Here is a 16812-nt window from a genome sequence, read left to right as displayed (position 1 = left end):
GTAATTTCCTTAAGTATTTATCTTATTAGAAATTAAGCTTTTTCCAAGCCAACAGGTGGCCAGTTTTCCAGCTTCATTCCCAGTGTTAAGCCTTTGGAGGCCAACACATCTTTAATTTCATTCAATGATTTTCTACCCAGGTTAGGCGCCTTCAGCAATTCGTTTTCAGTACGCTGAATCAGATCACCAATGTAGAAAATGTTTTCTGCTTTGAGGCAGTTGGCAGAACGTACTGTCAATTCCAGATCATCTACTGGACGCAACAGGATAGGATCTACCTGTGGAGCTGCTTTCACTTCAACGTCAGCAGAAGCACCTTCCAGGTTCGCAAATACAGACAACTGACCAATCAGGATACGTGCAGCATCACGAATCGCCTGCTCAGGCTCGATGATACCGTTGGTTTCCACATCCATAATCAGCTTGTCGAGGTCAGTACGCTGCTCAACACGGGCACTTTCAACATGATAGCTGACTTTGTTGATCGGGCTGAAAGACGCATCCACCATCATGAAGCCCAACACACGGTCTTCATCGTTGGCTTTTTGGCGCGCTGGAACAGGTTGATAACCACGACCCATTTCAACTTTCACTTCTAGGTTCAACTTACCGCCTTTAGTGATGTTAGCAAGGATATGATTTGGGTTCACAATCTCAGCATCATGACCCACTTCAAAATCACCCGCTGTCACAATCCCTTCACCGCTTTTGCTCAAAACCAGAATGGTTTCAGTTTTGTTGTGCAGTTTTAAAGCAACACCTTTGAGGTTGAGCAAGATATCAACAACATCTTCTTGCACACCTTCGATAGTGGAGTACTCATGTACGACACCATCAATTTTTACTTCAGTAATGGCAAAACCCGGAATGGAAGAGAGCAAGACTCTTCTTAACGCATTACCCAAGGTATAGCCAAAGCCACGTTCCATTGGCTCCAAAGTCACACGTGCGCGGAGTGGCGTTATCACTTCAACGTCAACAACACGTGGCTTCAAATAATCTGTAGGGTTATTTTGCATACAATTCCTTGAAGTAATTGGGTATTAAAAAATAAACCTTAGCCTAGACTAAGCGATTACTTAGAATACAATTCAACGATCAATGATTCATTGATGGTAGCAGGCAACTCATCACGCTGAGGTTTAGCCTTAAACTTACCAGACAATGCTTTGACGTCGACTTCCAACCACTCAGGGAAACCACGCTGTTCAGCTGCTTCAACAGCTGCTTTAATACGCAATTGTGTTTTTGCTTTATCAGCCACAGAAATCACGTCACCAGCCTTCACTTGATAGGAAGGAACGTTTACGCGCTTGCCGTTAACCAAAATAGCGTTATGACGGACCACTTGACGTGCTTCTGAGCGAGAACCAGCCAAACCCATACGGTATGCAACGTTGTCCAAACGGGACTCCAGCAACTGCAACAGGCTCTCACCAGTAATGCCTTTTTGACGGTCAGCTTCCGCGTAGTAAGTACGGAATTGACCTTCCAATACGCCGTAGATACGACGTACTTTTTGTTTCTCACGCAGTTGGACACCATAGTCTGACAAACGTGAGTTACGGCGTTGACCATGCTGACCTGGTGCGAAGTTGCGCTTTTCGATCGCGCATTTGTCTGTAAAGCATTTTTCTGCTTTCAGAAACAGCTTTTCACCTTCACGACGGCATTGACGGCATTTAGGGTCTAAATTTCTAGCCAAAATAGTTCTCCAGTAATCGATTCGCTAATCTGTGACAGCGAAATGAATTAAATTCTGCGTTTTTTCGGTGGACGGCAACCGTTATGAGGTACCGGGGTCACATCCGTAATGCTAGTGATTTTGAAACCAGCAGCATTCAACGCACGCACAGCAGATTCACGACCTGGACCTGGCCCTTTAATACGCACTTCCAGATTCTTCACACCAGACTCCTGAGCGGCTTTACCAGCCACCTCAGAAGCTACCTGAGCAGCAAATGGAGTACTCTTACGTGAACCTTTAAAACCTTGACCACCGGAAGTAGCCCATGACAATGCATTGCCTTGACGATCGGTAATCGTGATAATCGTGTTGTTAAAAGAAGCGTGCACGTGGGCAATACCCTCGGCAATATTCTTTTTAACTTTTTTTCTAACGCGTACATTAGCTTTTGCCATGTTGTACTGTCCTTAATATTTACTTTTGTTCAATAAAGATTATTTAGCTTGTTTGATCGCTTTAACCGGACCTTTGCGTGTACGCGCATTGGTTTTGGTACGCTGACCGCGCACTGGCAAACCACGACGATGGCGAATACCGCGGTAGCAACCCAAGTCCATCAAACGTTTGATATTCATGGTCACTTCACGACGCAAATCACCTTCTACAGTGTATTTAGCCACTTCGTCACGCAGCTTCTCTACTTCTGCATCGCTCAAGTCTTTAACCTTTACAGTAGTTAAAACACCAGCTGCAGCACAGATCTTCTGCGCAGTATCGCGACCAATACCATAAATAGAGGTCAACGCAATTTCTGCATGTTTGTGGTTTGGGATATTTACCCCGGCAATACGAGCCATACTTAAACTCCAATAATCAATCGTTTTTCACGATCAAACTTGTGCGTAGAAAAGAAAAGCCGCATATTATATCAGCTTCACTATGCTCTCACAAGCAATTGTTTACCATTAACCTTGACGTTGTTTATGACGTGGGTCAGTACAAATAATGCGAACAACACCGCGACGTCTTACGACTTTACAGTTACGGCATAATGTTTTAACTGATGCGCGAACTCTCATCTTACTTTCCTTTAATTAATTCACTTACTTTGCGCGGAATGTAATTCGCGCACGGGTTAAATCATAAGGGGTCATCTCAACCGTGACTTTGTCACCTGGCAGAATACGGATGTAATGCATACGCATTTTGCCTGAAATGTAACCAAGTACTGTATGACCATTTTCCAGTTTCACTTTAAAAGTTGCATTCGGGAGATTTTCAACAATCTCCCCCTGCATCTCAATGCGATCCTCTTTTGCCATCTTCTACTTACCCGTCCCCTTAAAGTTTGCCTTTTTCAGCAAGCCTTCATACTGTTGCGACATCAGATGAGATTGCACCTGCGTCATAAAGTCCATCGTCACAACAACGATAATCAACAATGAAGTTCCACCAAAATAGAACGGGGTATTAAATTTCAACACTAAAAACTCTGGCAATAAACAAACCAGCGTAATGTACAGCGCACCAATCAATGTCAAACGACCCATGATGCGGTCAATATATTTTGCGGTTTGCTCACCTGGGCGAATACCTGGCACAAATGCGCCACTCTTCTTCAGGTTATCTGCAGTTTCCTTGGGATTGAACACCAATGCCGTGTAGAAAAAAGCAAAAAACAAAATCGCTGCAGCAAACAACAAGATATATAAGGGCTGACCAGGCGACAGTTTTGCACTGACGTCCTTGAGCCAATACATGTGCTCACTGCTACCAAACCAACCAGCTAAAGTAGCCGGGAATAAAATAATACTTGAAGCAAAAATCGGTGGAATCACACCAGACATATTTAGCTTCAAAGGCAAATGCGTCGATTGACCGCCGTAAATGCGGTTACCAACCTGACGCTTTGCGTAATTCACTGTGATTTTGCGTTGACCGCGCTCAACAAAAACCACCAGCGCTGTCACTAAAATCACTGCCACAAACAGGAACATCACTAATGGAATAGAGAATGCGCCTGTTTTAGCCAAATCCAAGGTGCTACCAATTGCATGCGGCAAGCCCGCTACAATCCCGGCAAAAATAATGATAGAAATACCATTACCAATGCCACGCTCGGTAATCTGCTCACCCAACCACATCAGGAACATCGTCCCGGCCACCAGTGTGGTAACTGCAGTGATGCGGAAAGCAAAGCCAGGATCCAATACCAGACCAGCCTGACCTTCAAGTGCGATCGCAATACCCAGCGCCTGGAAAGTCGCTAACAATACCGTGCCGTAACGCGTGTACTTCGTGATCTGGCGTCTACCAGCTTCACCTTCTTTTTTCAGCTGCTCCAACTGTGGTGAAACCACCGTGAGCAACTGCATAATAATCGACGCAGAAATGTAGGGCATGATCCCCAGGGCAAATACGGTAAAACGCGACAGCGCCCCACCGGAGAACATGTTAAACATGCCCAAAATGCCATCTTTCTGCGTGTCGAACAACTGCTTCAACACTGTAGGATCAATGCCTGGCACTGGAATATGTGCACCGAGGCGGTAAACCACCAATGCACCCAACAAGAACCACAAACGGCTTTTTAATTCGCCAAGTTTGCCAACGGAACTTAAGATATTATCCTGTGCCAAGCTGATACTCTCTTTTGACTACGTTTATACTTCCAGCACTTTGCCGCCAGCTGCTTCAATGGCTGCCTTAGCACCTTTGGTCAACAACAACCCTTGCACTTGAACCTTGGCTGAAACTTCACCAGACAGATAGACTTTCACTGCCTTCACAGCAGCTGGAACCAATTTCGCTGCTTTCAATGCCAAGATATCAACCACCTCAGCATCAACCAAAGCCAACTCGCTAGTACGAATACGTGCGGTGTCTGCATGAGTCAGGGAGTTAAAACCACGTTTAGGCAAGCGACGTTGCAAAGGCATTTGACCGCCTTCAAAACCTACTTTATGGAAACCGCCAGCACGGGATTTTTGACCTTTGTGACCACGGCCACCAGTTTTACCCAAGCCAGAACCAATCCCACGACCTAAACGACGAGGTGCTTTTTTTGCGCCTGCAGCAGGCTTAATCGTGTTTAATTGCATGATTATTCAACCTTCAAAAGATAACTCACAGCGTTGATCATGCCGCGAATTTCAGGAGTGTCCTGCACTTCTACAGTGTGGTGCATACGACGCAAACCCAAGCCACGAACAGTAGCTTTGTGTGCTTCAATACGACCAATCAAACTTCTTACCAGCGTCACTTTCAAAGTAGCGCTTTCTTTTTTTGCTTTAGCCATGATTAACCTCTGATTTCTTCTACGGTCTTACCACGTTTAGCGGCGATTTCAGCCGGTGTATTCATGGATGCCAGACCATTCAAGGTCGCGCGAACCAGGTTGTAAGGATTGGTTGAACCAATACTCTTTGCAACGACGTTAGTCACACCCATTACTTCGAAGATCGCACGCATTGCGCCACCAGCAATAATACCGGTACCTTCAGAAGCTGGCTGAATCAGCACTTTAGCGGCACCGTGAACACCGGTCACTGCATGGTGCAATGTGCCATTGTTCAGGTTCACTTTAACCATACTGCGACGGGCTTCGTCCATGGCTTTTTGTACAGCCACAGGCACTTCACGTGCTTTACCTTTACCCATACCAACGGCGCCATCACCATCACCAACCACGGTCAGCGCAGCGAAGCTCATGATACGACCACCTTTAACCGTTTTACTTACACGGTTAACGGTAATCATCTTTTCGCGCAAACCGTCAGTTTGCTGCTGTTGTTCAATATCTTTAGCCATTCTTTATCTCACCCTTAGAATTTGAGACCAGATTCACGGGCAGCGTCAGCCAAAGCCTTGATACGACCGTGATACTTGTAGCCTGAACGATCAAATGCAACAGTGGTAATACCTGCTTTTGCTGCTTTTTCAGCAATACGCTTACCAATCAGGGTTGCAGCTTCGATGTTGCCGCCATTTTTCAGTTGTTGACGCACTTCAGCCTCAACGGTGGATGCACTCGCCAACACGCGATCGCCAGTTTCAGCAATAATCTGTGCGTAGATATTGGTGTTGGTGCGATGTACACTCAAACGTGTCACTTTCAACTCGGCGATTTTGGCACGGGTTTTACGTGCTCTGCGCAAGCGGTTATTTACGTTTTTCATTGAATTTACCTTTAATGTTGAATCACTGTTCAGGCGAGCTTCTAATTAGGAGCTGTAACCTACAAGTGTCTTACTTATTTTTTCTTGGTCTCTTTGATGACCACCACTTCGTCCGCATAACGAACACCTTTACCTTTATAAGGCTCTGGTGCACGGTAAGCACGAATTTGAGCAGCCACTTGACCAACCACTTGCTTGTTGGCGCCTGTCAACACTACTTCAGTAGGAGTAGGTGTCTGTACAGTCACGCCTTCAGGCATTTTATGGTTGATTGGGTGGGAATAGCCCAACTCCAGGTTCAAGGTAGAACCCTGAGCATTGGCTTTGTAACCCACTCCGATCAGTGATAGCTTACGGGTAAACCCGGCAGAAACACCTTGCACCATATTGGCCAGCAATGCGCGGGTTGTACCTGACATCGCTCTTGCATGCTGTGTTTCACTATTCGTTTGAACCAACAACTGCTCACCTTCGCGAACCACTGAAATATCAGCAGACAACGCTTGAGTCAACTTACCCAAAGGGCCGCTCACCGCGACTTCTGAGGCTGAGATTACAACTTCTACTTTCGCAGGAATTGCAATCGGATTTTTAGCAACACGTGACATATTGATTCTCCTTAGGCCACGATGCACAGAACTTCGCCACCAATACCGGCAGCTTGTGCTTTACGATCGGTCATCACGCCTTTGGATGTTGAAACAATCGTCACACCCAAACCGTTCATTACTTTAGGCAGATTTTCGCTACCTTTATAAACACGCAAACCTGGCTTGGATACGCGCTCGATCTTCTCAATCACTGGACGACCTGCGTAATATTTCAGGCTAATGTTCAAAACTGGCTTACCGTCATTGTTTTGAACGTTGAAATCGTCGATATAACCTTCATCTTTCAACACATTTGCAATTGCACCCTTCAACTTGGAAGCAGGCATTGAAACGGTTGTTTTATTCGTACGTTGCGCGTTACGAATACGGGTCAACATATCGGCAATCGGATCACTCATACTCATGTTCTATTCCTCCGTTACCAGCTGGCCTTGGTGACACCTGGTACGTGACCAGCCATCATCAATTTACGCAACTCGTTACGTGCGATACCAAATTTACTAAACACACCACGTGGACGACCAGTCAAAGCACAACGATTACGTGTGCGAACAGGACTGGAATTACGTGGCAAACTTTGCAATTTCAAACGTGCAGCCATGCGATTTTCAACACTGGCAGACTGGTCATTCACAGTAGCAACCAATTCAGCTCGTTTAGCTGCAAATTTTTTAACGGTTTCGCGACGCTTTTGCTCGCGCTCTGTCATACATACTTTTGCCATGACTTAACCTCTGAAAGGGAAACTAAACGCAGCCAAAAGAGCTTTCGCTTCTTCGTCTGTTTTTGCTGTTGTGGTAATTGTGATATTCATCCCGCGCAGCGCATCGATCTTGTCGTATTCGATTTCCGGGAAAATGATCTGCTCTTTTACACCCATGTTGTAGTTACCACGACCATCAAATGATTTGCCGGAAATACCACGGAAGTCACGGATACGTGGAATAGCCACAGTGATCAGACGATCCAGAAACTCATACATGCGCTCACGACGCAGAGTTACTTTACAACCAACAGGATAGTCATCACGGATTTTAAATGCAGCCACAGACTTTTTAGCCTTGGTCACAATAGGTTTCTGACCGGCAATTTTCTGCATATCAGACACCGCATTTTCCATGACTTTCTTGTCAGCAACGGCTTCGCCCACACCCATGTTCAGGGTAATTTTTTCGATACGAGGCACCTGCATTGGAGAGGTATAACCAAATTGTTCTGTCAATTTGGCCACTACTGTATCGTTATAATACTGTTTTAAACGTGCCATATTTATTCCTATGCGTCGATAGACTCGCCGCTAGATTTGAATACACGAATCTTGCGACCATCTTCCAGTACCTTAAAACCAACACGATCAGCTTTTTGTGTTGCAGCGTTGTAAATCGCCACATTGGAGCCGTCAACCGGCATTTCCTTGCTGATGATGCCACCAGTGATACCACGCATGGGGTTAGGACGAGTGTGTTTTTTCACTACATTCAAACCTTCAACCACTACATGGCCGCTTGGCAAGACGCTCAAAACAGTGCCTGTTTTGCCTGCATCTTTACCTGTATTCAGAATGACCTGGTCACCTTTGCGAATTTTGCTCATTTGATTGTCTCCAAGCCTTACAACACTTCAGGCGCCAGTGAAACAATCTTCATGAAGCGCTCACTACGCAATTCACGTGTCACAGGGCCAAAAATACGTGTACCAATCGGCTCCAGCTTGTTGTTCAACAACACTGCAGCATTGGCATCAAATTTAACTAACGAACCATCTGGACGGCGAACACCTTTAGCAGTGCGCACAACCACAGCGTTGTAGATTTCACCTTTCTTGACGCGACCACGCGGAGCAGCATCTTTCACGCTGACCTTAATGATGTCGCCAATGCTGGCGTAACGACGCTTGGAACCACCCAAGACCTTGATACACTGAACGGAACGCGCACCAGTGTTGTCGGCCACTTCCAGCCGAGATTGCATTTGAATCATGAGAAATAATCTCCAACTTAATCCGTTATAACCACTACCAGCCGCCCGCTTTTTGAACTTGCGCCCAAAAAACACGTTAAGGCCAATAGACCACGGTCAGTATTGGGGTGCCAGCTACATGCCAACTAAGGCGGGCACCGAAAAGTCCAACATTATACAACCAAAAAAACGCTTATGACAAGCGTTTTTCCGGTTTTATATATTTGAAGCCTTATTTAGCTTCGATTTTGCTTACGATCCAAGTTTTGGTCTTGGAGTATGGGCGGGTTTCTGTGATCGTCACAACATCGCCTTCGTTACATGCATTGTTTTCATCATGTGCATGGAACTTGTTCGATTTCACAACCACTTTACCAATCAAAGGGTGTTTCACTTTACGCTCGACAAGCACAGTCACGGTTTTATCCATCTTGTTGCTTACGACGCGGCCAGTCAAACTGCGTACAACTTTCGCTTTTTCAGTCATCATGCCTGTTTCGCCTTCTCAGCCAGCACGGTCTTGACGCGAGCAACATCTTTGCGCACTTTAGCCAGCTGATCCACTTTGTTCAATTGTTGAGTCGCCAATTGCATACGCAATGAAAACTGCGCACGACGCAACTCTACCAACTCGTTATTGAGCTCATCTGCCGATTTTGCTCTGAATTCTGAAGCTTTCATTTAACTACTCCTTAACTGCCAATTTGACGGGTCATGAATGTAGTTTCAATTGGCAACTTAGCAGCAGCCAATTTGAAAGCTTCGCGAGCCAACTCTTCGCTCACGCCATCCATCTCGTACAACATTTTGCCTGGCTGAATTTGAGCGATGTAGTAATCAACACTACCTTTACCATTACCCATACGCACTTCAGCTGGTTTTTTAGAGATTGGTTGGTCAGGAAACACACGGATCCAAACTCGACCACCACGTTTAATGTGACGAGTCATCACACGACGGGCAGCTTCAATCTGGCGTGCGGTCAAACGACCACGACCAATCGCTTTTAAACCAAATTCACCAAAGCTTACCTTGTTACCAGTAGTCGCAATGCCTTTATTACGACCCTTTTGCATCTTGCGGTATTTCTGTCTAGCTGGTTGCAGCATCTTTAGCCCTCGGCTTTCTTACTTTTTTCTCTGGCTCAGCATCGGCAACCGCAGCATTAGCAGCAGCGTTGTCACCGAAAATCTCGCCTTTGAATACCCAAACTTTAATCCCGATAATACCGTAGGTGGTAGAAGCTTCTGCCACACCATAGTCGATATCAGCACGCAGTGTATGGAGAGGCACACGACCTTCGCGATACCACTCTGTACGTGCAATTTCGATACCGTTCAAACGACCGGAACTCATAATCTTGATGCCTTGTGCACCCAAACGCATTGCATTTTGCATGGCGCGTTTCATGGCACGACGGAACATCACACGCTTTTCCAATTGCTGAGCAATCGACTGTGCGATCAATGTTGCATCTAACTCTGGCTTACGCACTTCTTCAATGTTCAGGTGAACAGGCACGCCCATCAACCCTTGCAGAGTAGAACGTAAAGACTCGATGTCTTCACCTTTTTTACCAATCACAACACCTGGACGGGCACTGTGAATTGTAATTTTTGCGTTTTTAGCCGGACGCTCGATAATAATTTTGCTTACAGCAGCGCTTGCCAGTTTCTTGTTCAAGAACTCACGCACTTTGATGTCGCCTTGCAACATCGCAGGGAAGTTCTGGCTGTTAGAGTACCAACGTGAGGCCCAGTTTTTCTGAACGCTCAAACGGAACCCAATTGGATGAATTTTCTGTCCCATATTATTCCTTTGAGTCACCGACTGTCACATGAATATGACAGGTTGGCTTCGTAATACGACCAGCGCGACCTTTTGCACGTGCACGGATACGCTTCATCACCAAGCCTTTATCGACATAAATTGAAGTCACCTTCAACGTATCGATATCAGCACCATTGTTATGTTCAGCGTTAGCAATGGCTGACTCAACCACTTTTTTGATGATCTCAGCACCACGCTTGGGCGTGAATGCCAGGATATTCAGTGCTTGATCAACTTTTTTGCCACGCACAAGGTCAGCCACCAAACGCGCTTTTTGCGGAGAAAGGTGTACGCCTTTTAAAACTGCAGTCACTTGCATTATCAGCCCCTTACTTCTTCGCTTTTTTATCAGCCGCGTGACCCTTGAATGTGCGTGTCAACGCAAATTCACCGAGCTTGTGACCAACCATGTTTTCAGAAATCAACACAGGCACATGCTGTCTGCCGTTGTGCACTGCGATGGTTAAACCAATGAAATTTGGCAAAACTGTCGAGCGACGCGACCAAGTTTTGATTGGTTTGCGATCGCGACCCGCAACAGCGGTTTCGACTTTCTTCGCCAAATGTGCATCCACAAATGGACCTTTTTTAATAGAACGTGCCATAGCGATTACCTTACATTTCTCGGACGACGACTTACGCGCATGTTATCGGTACGCTTGTTCTTACGAGTACGATAACCCTTAGTTTTCTGACCCCATGGTGACACAGGGTTCATACCGGCAGCAGTACGGCCTTCACCACCACCGTGCGGGTGATCAACCGGGTTCATCACCACACCACGTACGGTTGGACGGATACCGCGCCAGCGCATCGCACCAGCTTTACCGATAGAACGCAATGAATGCTCTTCGTTACCCACTTCACCCAGGGTTGCCTTGCAATCCACGTGCACACGGCGAACTTCACCAGAGCGCAAACGTAACTGAGCATAAGAACCTTCACGTGCCAACAGCTGGACAGAAGTACCGGCTGAACGGGCGATTTGGGCACCTTTACCTGGCTGAATCTCGATGCAGTGAATGGTGCTACCAACTGGAATATTGCGCAGTGGCAAAGCATTACCAGCACGGATAGGCGCTTCAGAGCCGCTCAACAGTTGCGCACCGGCAGCGATGCCACGTGGCGCAATGATGTAACGACGCTCACCATCCGCGTAGCACAACAAAGCAATGTTTGCTGTACGGTTTGGATCGTATTCGATACGCTCAACAGTTGCAGGAATACCATCTTTGTTGCGACGGAAGTCGACAATACGGTAATGCTGCTTATGACCACCACCTTGATGACGAGTGGTAATACGGCCGTTATTGTTACGACCTGCGTTCTTGCTTTGACTTTCCAACAGCGGCGCGTAAGGCTTGCCTTTATGCAAATCTGGTGTAATGACTTTCAATACACCGCGACGACCGGGGGAAGTTGGTTTGACTTTAACTAATGCCATGTCTTCTCTCCTTATTCGCCAGCTGCGAAGTTAATTTCTTGACCTGGCTTCAAGCTCACATAAGCTTTTTTCCAGTCACTACGTTTACCCATGCGACGACCAGCGCGCTTCACTTTACCTGCGACATTAATCACAGACACAGAAGCGACTTCGACCTTGAACACCAATTCAACAGCAGCCTTAATTTCTGGCTTGGTCGCATCAGTACGCACTTTAAAAGCAATTTGCTGATGCTTGTCAGCAATGAATGTTGCTTTTTCAGTAATTTGTGGAGCCAAAATCACTTGCAACAAACGATCTTGTGTTTTTGTAGCTGCGGTAATCATGCCAAGATCTCCTCAAGTTTCTTCACAGCACCGGCTGTGACCAAAACGTTAGGGAAACGCACCAGACTTACTGGGTCAGCATATTGCGCTTCAACCACCAATACGTTTGGCAGGTTACGGGAAGACAAGTACAAATTCTCATCAAAACCATCAGTCAACAGCAAAACACCGCCATCGATGCCCAGAGCATTGATTTTCTGTACAAATTGTTTCGTTTTTGGCGTATCAACAGTGAAACTGTCTACCACCTTCAAACGGTCCTGACGCACCAGTTCAGACAAAATCGTCTGCATACCAGCACGGTAAGCCTTACGGTTCACCTTATGGCTATAGTTTTCGTTAGGGCTATTTGGGAATGCACGACCGCCTCCGCGCCAAATCGGGCTGGATGCCATACCGGCACGGGCGTTACCAGTACCTTTTTGTGCATACGGCTTGTGTGTCGTGTGGGCAACAGTAGCACGTGTTTTTTGAGCACGGGTTGCAGTACGAGCGTTTGCCATGTAGGCAACAACCACTTCATGCACCAATGACTCATTAAATTCACGACCGAACGTCACATCAGAGGCATCTACGCCTTTTTTAGCAACCTTGCCGTTTTGATCGATAAGTTTCAATTCCATTATTTAGCCCCTTTCGCTTTGATGGCTGGACGTACAACGACATTGCCACCTTTGGAGCCAGGCACGGAACCTTTAATCAACAACAGGTTACGCTCCACATCTACACGGACGATTTCCAGGTTTTGGGTTGTGACTTTAGCATCACCCAAATGACCAGGCATGCGCTTACCAGGGAATACTCGACCTGGATCCTGCGCCATACCGATAGAACCCGGTACATTGTGCGAACGTGAGTTACCGTGAGATGCACGGTTAGAGGAGAAGTTGTGACGCTTGATCGCACCGGCAAAACCTTTACCGATGGAAGTACCCGTCACATCAACCAACTGACCAACGGAGAAAATGTCTACAGTGACATTGCCACCCACTTGGAAGTTAGCCAATACATCTTCAGCCACATTGAATTCTTTAATACCAGCACCGGCAGCAACGCCAGCCTTGGCATAATGGCCAGTCAACGCTTTGTTGATACGGCTAGCACGACGCTCACCATAAGCAACCTGAAGGCCAGTATAACCATCAGTTGCGACTGTCTTTACTTGTGTCACGCGGTTAGGAATCACTTCCAGCACTGTTACAGGAACGCTTGCGCCTTCTTCTGTAAAAATGCGGGTCATGCCCACCTTGCGACCAATAAGCCCTAAGCTCATGATCAGTTCCTTATAATAGTTAAAGTGAACGATTACAATTGACCGTCCACCGAAGAGCGCGGATTATACCGAACTATTCTTGATTTGACAATAACCTTTTCTTTCGAAAAGGTTATTTCTAATGACAACTTTAAAAATTAAAGCTTGATTTCTACATCTACGCCAGCTGGCAAATCCAATTTCATCAATGCATCTACAGTCTTGTCTGTAGGATCAACGATATCCATCAAACGCTGATGGGTACGGATTTCAAACTGGTCACGGGAGGTTTTGTTCACGTGTGGTGAACGCAGAATGTCAAAGCGTTCGATACGTGTTGGCAATGGCACTGGACCTTTTACAACTGCACCAGTACGTTTCGCAGTATCCACAATTTCCAAAGCAGATTGGTCGATCAAACGATAGTCAAATGCTTTCAGACGGATACGAATTTTTTGAGCTGCCATGTTTTTTCCTTAAAAAGAGCAAAAAGCGGCAGGATACTCCTGCCGCTCATAAAAAGAATTACTCGATGATTTTGGCAACGACGCCAGCACCAACGGTACGACCACCTTCACGAATCGCGAAGCGCAGACCATCTTCCATCGCGATAGGCGCGATCAATGTCACAGTGATAGAGACGTTATCACCTGGCATCACCATTTCGGTACCTGCTGGCAATTCAACTGCACCAGTCACGTCAGTGGTACGGAAGTAGAACTGTGGACGGTAGCCGTTGAAGAATGGTGTATGACGACCACCTTCATCTTTACCCAACACGTAGATCTCAGCGGTGAACTTGGTGTGTGGTTTGATAGAACCGGATTTAGCCAGCACTTGACCACGCTCAACTTCTTCACGCTTGGTACCGCGCAGCAGTACGCCTACGTTGTCACCTGCTTGACCTTGGTCCAGCAGTTTACGGAACATTTCAACACCAGTACAGGTGGTTTTCAAGGTTGGCTTCAGGCCAACGATTTCGATTTCGTCACCGACTTTAACGATACCACGCTCAACACGGCCTGTTACTACAGTACCACGACCAGAGATAGAGAATACGTCTTCTACTGGCATCAGGAAGGTACCGTCGATGGCACGCTCTGGGGTTGGGATGTAGCTGTCCAATGCGTCAGCCAATGCGAAGATCGCTGGTTCGCCGATTTCTGATTGGTCGCCTTCAAGGGCCAATTTAGCAGAACCTTTGATGATTGGGGTGTCATCACCTGGGAAGTCATACTTGCTCAGCAAGTCACGCACTTCCATTTCAACCAGTTCCAACAACTCAGCGTCGTCAACCATGTCGGCTTTGTTCAGGAACACAACGATGTATGGTACGCCAACTTGACGTGCCAACAGGATGTGCTCACGTGTTTGTGGCATAGGGCCGTCAGCAGCGGAACATACCAGGATCGCGCCGTCCATCTGGGCAGCACCGGTAATCATGTTTTTAACGTAGTCGGCGTGGCCTGGGCAGTCAACGTGTGCGTAGTGACGGCTTGCAGTCTCGTACTCAACGTGTGCTGTGTTGATGGTAATACCACGTGCTTTTTCTTCTGGTGCCGCGTCAATTTGGTCGTAAGCTTTTGCTTCGCCACCAAATTTCTTGGTCAACACTGTGGTGATCGCCGCTGTCAATGTTGTCTTACCGTGGTCAACGTGACCAATCGTACCAACGTTCACGTGTGGCTTGGTACGTTCAAATTTGCCTTTTGCCATGATGTTTTTCCTTTATTAGTACTAAATAAAGCCAATAATATTGTTTTCACAAATTATGCGACGCGGATGACAGCACCCTTGCGCGACTACTTACCAAGCCCCATATCACTACAGAGCGCATCTGGTGCCCATGGCGGGAATCGGACCCGCGACCTCTCCCTTACCAAGGGAGTGCTCTACCACTGAGCCACATGGGCGTTTTGCCTCTTGTTATTGTTGGAGCGGGCGACGAGGTTCGAACTCGCGACATCTTGCTTGGAAGGCAAGTGCTCTACCAACTGAGCTACACCCGCACTATGCAGAACACCCAAGGAAGGCTCTCACCAACCCGCTTTACAGCAACACCTACAGGCAATCATTTTTTGGTGGAGGGGGCTGGATTCGAACCAGCGTACTCAGAGAGAACGGATTTACAGTCCGTCGCCTTTAACCACTCGGCCACCCCTCCAAAAAATCGACCGCGATTATCGCGGTTTATGTCATCAACGTCAATGTCTACTGACATAAATTTGGTGCCGGGTATCGGAATCGAACTGATGACCTTCGCATTACAAGTGCGCTGCTCTACCAACTGAGCTAACCCGGCATTTCAGGAAGGCGCAACTATATCACTTTTTTTGGGATGTGATCTAGTGCTTTTATGAATTTTTTTATTTTTTGTTGAAAAAATTGCATTCAAAATGAAGCATCGGCTAAACACCGAGCACAGCAGCCTTACTTCACTACTTTAAGGTGTGACTTTTTCGCTTGCGCATCCACCGCAGACGCTACCGGGGACACCATTTTTTCAGGCGCTGGCGGCACACCATCCACAACTTCAAAAAACATACCTTGCCCATTCTCCCTGGCAAATACGCCTCCGATCCGGTTTATCGGGACATAAATATGTTGCGCAACGCCATTAAAGCGTGCAGAGAATACAACCGCATCATTATCAATATGCAAATCTTTAACAGCGGTGTAGTTCACATTCAGCACAATCTCGCCATTTTTGACATAAGCCATCGGCACACGCGTCTGCGCATCCACTTTGACCAGCAAATGCGGCGTCAGATTATTATCCAGACACCATTCATGTATGGCGCGAATCAAATAAGCCGTGGTCGGAATCAATGTACTCATGTTGGACTTCCTTAAAAAAACAGCGCGAATATGGATTCGCGCTGTTTATGCATGACTGATGTTATTTACGCATCGCCTTTTCAGAGGGCGTCATAGCCTCTGCATACATTGGGCGCGAGAACAAACGCTCGGCATACTTGAGCAATGGCGAAGCCTGGTTTGGCAACTCAATGCCATAATGCCCTAAACGCCATAACAATGGCGTGATCGCCACATCCAGCATGGAGTACTCGTCGCCCATCAGGTAGTTTTGCTTGCCAAAAATCGGCACCAACTGCGTCAGGTTATCGCGAATGACCTTGCGTGCACGATCCGCGGTTTCCTGATTATCAGATTCAACATCCTTGATATGACTGAACAAGTCTTTTTCAAAGTTATACAAGAACAGTCTTGCACGTGCGCGCATGACCGGGTCAGCTGGCATAAGCTGAGGATGCGGAAAACGCTCATCGATATACTCATTGATGATATTGGCTTCTGACAAGACCAGGTCACGCTCGACCAACACCGGCACTTCACCATACGGATTCAAAATGGCCAGATCTTCAGTTTTATTGGTCAAGTCCACATCAATGACTTCAAAGTCCATGCCCTTCTCGAACAGCACGATACGGCAACGGTGACTGTAAGGATCAACGGTACCCGAATACAATCTCATCATAATTTATTTTCCCTATAAAAAAAGACA

31 protein-coding genes and 4 tRNA genes are annotated in these 16812 nt (G+C 46.7%); all 35 read right to left on the bottom strand.

Going from position 1 to position 16812, the window contains the following annotated elements; translation table 11 throughout:
- Positions 1-32 precede the first annotated feature (32 nt).
- Positions 33-1019 (bottom strand): DNA-directed RNA polymerase subunit alpha, encoded by a 987-nt coding sequence (locus ACFQ1T_RS05405; RefSeq protein ID WP_194748718.1) that lies wholly within the window; start codon positions 1017-1019, stop codon positions 33-35.
- A gap of 56 nt (positions 1020-1075) precedes the next feature.
- Complete coding sequence (rpsD, locus tag ACFQ1T_RS05400; protein WP_194748719.1) at positions 1076-1705, bottom strand: 30S ribosomal protein S4; 630 nt, start codon at positions 1703-1705, stop codon at positions 1076-1078.
- A 47-nt stretch (positions 1706-1752) separates the two neighbouring features.
- A complete protein-coding gene (gene rpsK, locus ACFQ1T_RS05395; RefSeq protein ID WP_018986256.1) occupies positions 1753-2142 on the bottom strand; it encodes a 30S ribosomal protein S11 in 390 nt (129 codons plus the stop codon).
- 39 nt (positions 2143-2181) lie between these two features.
- A complete protein-coding gene (gene rpsM, locus ACFQ1T_RS05390; RefSeq protein ID WP_194748720.1) occupies positions 2182-2544 on the bottom strand; it encodes a 30S ribosomal protein S13 in 363 nt (120 codons plus the stop codon).
- A 108-nt stretch (positions 2545-2652) separates the two neighbouring features.
- Positions 2653-2766, bottom strand: coding sequence for a 50S ribosomal protein L36 (gene rpmJ / locus ACFQ1T_RS05385; RefSeq protein ID WP_081620790.1), 114 nt, complete (start codon positions 2764-2766; stop codon positions 2653-2655).
- A gap of 24 nt (positions 2767-2790) precedes the next feature.
- Positions 2791-3009: a translation initiation factor IF-1 gene (infA, locus tag ACFQ1T_RS05380; protein WP_194748721.1), complete on the bottom strand. Its 219-nt coding sequence runs from the start codon at positions 3007-3009 to the stop codon at positions 2791-2793.
- 3 nt (positions 3010-3012) lie between these two features.
- A complete protein-coding gene (gene secY, locus ACFQ1T_RS05375) occupies positions 3013-4326 on the bottom strand; it encodes a preprotein translocase subunit SecY (protein ID WP_018986259.1) in 1314 nt (437 codons plus the stop codon).
- 24 nt (positions 4327-4350) lie between these two features.
- Positions 4351-4788, bottom strand: coding sequence for a 50S ribosomal protein L15 (gene rplO, locus ACFQ1T_RS05370; RefSeq protein ID WP_275356358.1), 438 nt, complete (start codon positions 4786-4788; stop codon positions 4351-4353).
- Positions 4789-4790: 2 nt separating this feature from the next.
- Positions 4791-4985, bottom strand: a complete 195-nt coding sequence (gene rpmD, locus ACFQ1T_RS05365) for a 50S ribosomal protein L30 (protein WP_019881237.1) — start codon at positions 4983-4985, stop codon at positions 4791-4793.
- 2 nt (positions 4986-4987) lie between these two features.
- Positions 4988-5497, bottom strand: coding sequence for a 30S ribosomal protein S5 (gene rpsE, locus ACFQ1T_RS05360; RefSeq protein ID WP_018986262.1), 510 nt, complete (start codon positions 5495-5497; stop codon positions 4988-4990).
- 14 nt (positions 5498-5511) lie between these two features.
- Positions 5512-5865, bottom strand: a complete 354-nt coding sequence (gene rplR / locus ACFQ1T_RS05355) for a 50S ribosomal protein L18 (protein ID WP_194748723.1) — start codon at positions 5863-5865, stop codon at positions 5512-5514.
- 74 nt (positions 5866-5939) lie between these two features.
- On the bottom strand, positions 5940-6473 hold the full coding sequence (gene rplF, locus ACFQ1T_RS05350) for a 50S ribosomal protein L6 (protein ID WP_379074613.1): 534 nt from the start codon (positions 6471-6473) through the stop codon (positions 5940-5942).
- 11 nt (positions 6474-6484) lie between these two features.
- Positions 6485-6880, bottom strand: a complete 396-nt coding sequence (gene rpsH / locus ACFQ1T_RS05345; protein WP_194748725.1) for a 30S ribosomal protein S8 — start codon at positions 6878-6880, stop codon at positions 6485-6487.
- 14 nt (positions 6881-6894) lie between these two features.
- Positions 6895-7200, bottom strand: coding sequence for a 30S ribosomal protein S14 (gene rpsN, locus ACFQ1T_RS05340; RefSeq protein ID WP_379074610.1), 306 nt, complete (start codon positions 7198-7200; stop codon positions 6895-6897).
- Between the two features lie 3 nt (positions 7201-7203).
- On the bottom strand, positions 7204-7743 hold the full coding sequence (rplE, locus tag ACFQ1T_RS05335) for a 50S ribosomal protein L5 (RefSeq protein WP_194748727.1): 540 nt from the start codon (positions 7741-7743) through the stop codon (positions 7204-7206).
- An 8-nt stretch (positions 7744-7751) separates the two neighbouring features.
- Positions 7752-8069, bottom strand: a complete 318-nt coding sequence (rplX, locus tag ACFQ1T_RS05330) for a 50S ribosomal protein L24 (RefSeq protein ID WP_194748728.1) — start codon at positions 8067-8069, stop codon at positions 7752-7754.
- Positions 8070-8086: 17 nt separating this feature from the next.
- Positions 8087-8455, bottom strand: coding sequence for a 50S ribosomal protein L14 (rplN, locus tag ACFQ1T_RS05325; protein ID WP_018986269.1), 369 nt, complete (start codon positions 8453-8455; stop codon positions 8087-8089).
- Positions 8456-8666: 211 nt separating this feature from the next.
- A complete protein-coding gene (gene rpsQ, locus ACFQ1T_RS05320; RefSeq protein WP_275356359.1) occupies positions 8667-8924 on the bottom strand; it encodes a 30S ribosomal protein S17 in 258 nt (85 codons plus the stop codon).
- Positions 8921-9115: a 50S ribosomal protein L29 gene (gene rpmC / locus ACFQ1T_RS05315; protein WP_194748729.1), complete on the bottom strand. Its 195-nt coding sequence runs from the start codon at positions 9113-9115 to the stop codon at positions 8921-8923. The genes rpsQ and rpmC overlap by 4 nt, the downstream gene beginning before the upstream one ends.
- An 11-nt stretch (positions 9116-9126) precedes the next feature.
- Positions 9127-9543: a 50S ribosomal protein L16 gene (rplP, locus tag ACFQ1T_RS05310; protein ID WP_055827127.1), complete on the bottom strand. Its 417-nt coding sequence runs from the start codon at positions 9541-9543 to the stop codon at positions 9127-9129.
- Entirely contained in the window at positions 9527-10243 is a 717-nt protein-coding gene (rpsC, locus tag ACFQ1T_RS05305; protein WP_194748730.1) for a 30S ribosomal protein S3, read from the bottom strand. The genes rplP and rpsC overlap by 17 nt, the downstream gene beginning before the upstream one ends.
- 1 nt (position 10244) lies before the next feature.
- Positions 10245-10583 (bottom strand): 50S ribosomal protein L22, encoded by a 339-nt coding sequence (gene rplV, locus ACFQ1T_RS05300; protein ID WP_194748731.1) that lies wholly within the window; start codon positions 10581-10583, stop codon positions 10245-10247.
- 10 nt (positions 10584-10593) lie between these two features.
- Positions 10594-10869 carry a 30S ribosomal protein S19 gene (gene rpsS / locus ACFQ1T_RS05295; RefSeq protein ID WP_018986275.1) on the bottom strand — a complete coding sequence of 92 codons (276 nt, stop codon included), beginning with the start codon at positions 10867-10869 and terminating at the stop codon, positions 10594-10596.
- Between the two features lie 5 nt (positions 10870-10874).
- Positions 10875-11708, bottom strand: coding sequence for a 50S ribosomal protein L2 (gene rplB, locus ACFQ1T_RS05290; RefSeq protein ID WP_194748732.1), 834 nt, complete (start codon positions 11706-11708; stop codon positions 10875-10877).
- A gap of 11 nt (positions 11709-11719) precedes the next feature.
- Positions 11720-12034 (bottom strand): 50S ribosomal protein L23, encoded by a 315-nt coding sequence (gene rplW, locus ACFQ1T_RS05285; RefSeq protein WP_018986277.1) that lies wholly within the window; start codon positions 12032-12034, stop codon positions 11720-11722.
- Positions 12031-12657, bottom strand: coding sequence for a 50S ribosomal protein L4 (rplD, locus tag ACFQ1T_RS05280; protein WP_194748733.1), 627 nt, complete (start codon positions 12655-12657; stop codon positions 12031-12033). Before rplD ends, rplW begins: the two co-directional genes overlap by 4 nt.
- A complete protein-coding gene (gene rplC / locus ACFQ1T_RS05275) occupies positions 12657-13307 on the bottom strand; it encodes a 50S ribosomal protein L3 (RefSeq protein WP_049637763.1) in 651 nt (216 codons plus the stop codon). The genes rplD and rplC overlap by 1 nt, the downstream gene beginning before the upstream one ends.
- A gap of 137 nt (positions 13308-13444) precedes the next feature.
- Complete coding sequence (gene rpsJ / locus ACFQ1T_RS05270; RefSeq protein WP_018986280.1) at positions 13445-13753, bottom strand: 30S ribosomal protein S10; 309 nt, start codon at positions 13751-13753, stop codon at positions 13445-13447.
- 58 nt (positions 13754-13811) lie between these two features.
- On the bottom strand, positions 13812-15002 hold the full coding sequence (gene tuf / locus ACFQ1T_RS05265; protein WP_194748734.1) for an elongation factor Tu: 1191 nt from the start codon (positions 15000-15002) through the stop codon (positions 13812-13814).
- A 122-nt stretch (positions 15003-15124) separates the two neighbouring features.
- A tRNA-Thr gene (locus ACFQ1T_RS05260) sits at positions 15125-15199 on the bottom strand.
- A 20-nt stretch (positions 15200-15219) separates the two neighbouring features.
- A tRNA-Gly gene (locus tag ACFQ1T_RS05255) sits at positions 15220-15295 on the bottom strand.
- Between the two features lie 70 nt (positions 15296-15365).
- Positions 15366-15450, bottom strand: a tRNA-Tyr gene (locus ACFQ1T_RS05250).
- A 62-nt stretch (positions 15451-15512) separates the two neighbouring features.
- A tRNA-Thr gene (locus ACFQ1T_RS05245) sits at positions 15513-15588 on the bottom strand.
- Between the two features lie 128 nt (positions 15589-15716).
- Positions 15717-16124, bottom strand: a complete 408-nt coding sequence (locus ACFQ1T_RS05240) for a ClpXP protease specificity-enhancing factor (protein WP_194748745.1) — start codon at positions 16122-16124, stop codon at positions 15717-15719.
- Between the two features lie 61 nt (positions 16125-16185).
- Positions 16186-16785 (bottom strand): glutathione S-transferase N-terminal domain-containing protein, encoded by a 600-nt coding sequence (locus ACFQ1T_RS05235; RefSeq protein ID WP_194748746.1) that lies wholly within the window; start codon positions 16783-16785, stop codon positions 16186-16188.
- Between the last annotated feature and the right edge of the window lie 27 nt (positions 16786-16812).

The organism is Methylophilus glucosoxydans, from assembly GCF_042676145.1.
GTDB lineage: Bacteria > Pseudomonadota > Gammaproteobacteria > Burkholderiales > Methylophilaceae > Methylophilus > Methylophilus glucosoxydans.
This window is presented reverse-complemented; position numbering and strand designations above follow the sequence as displayed.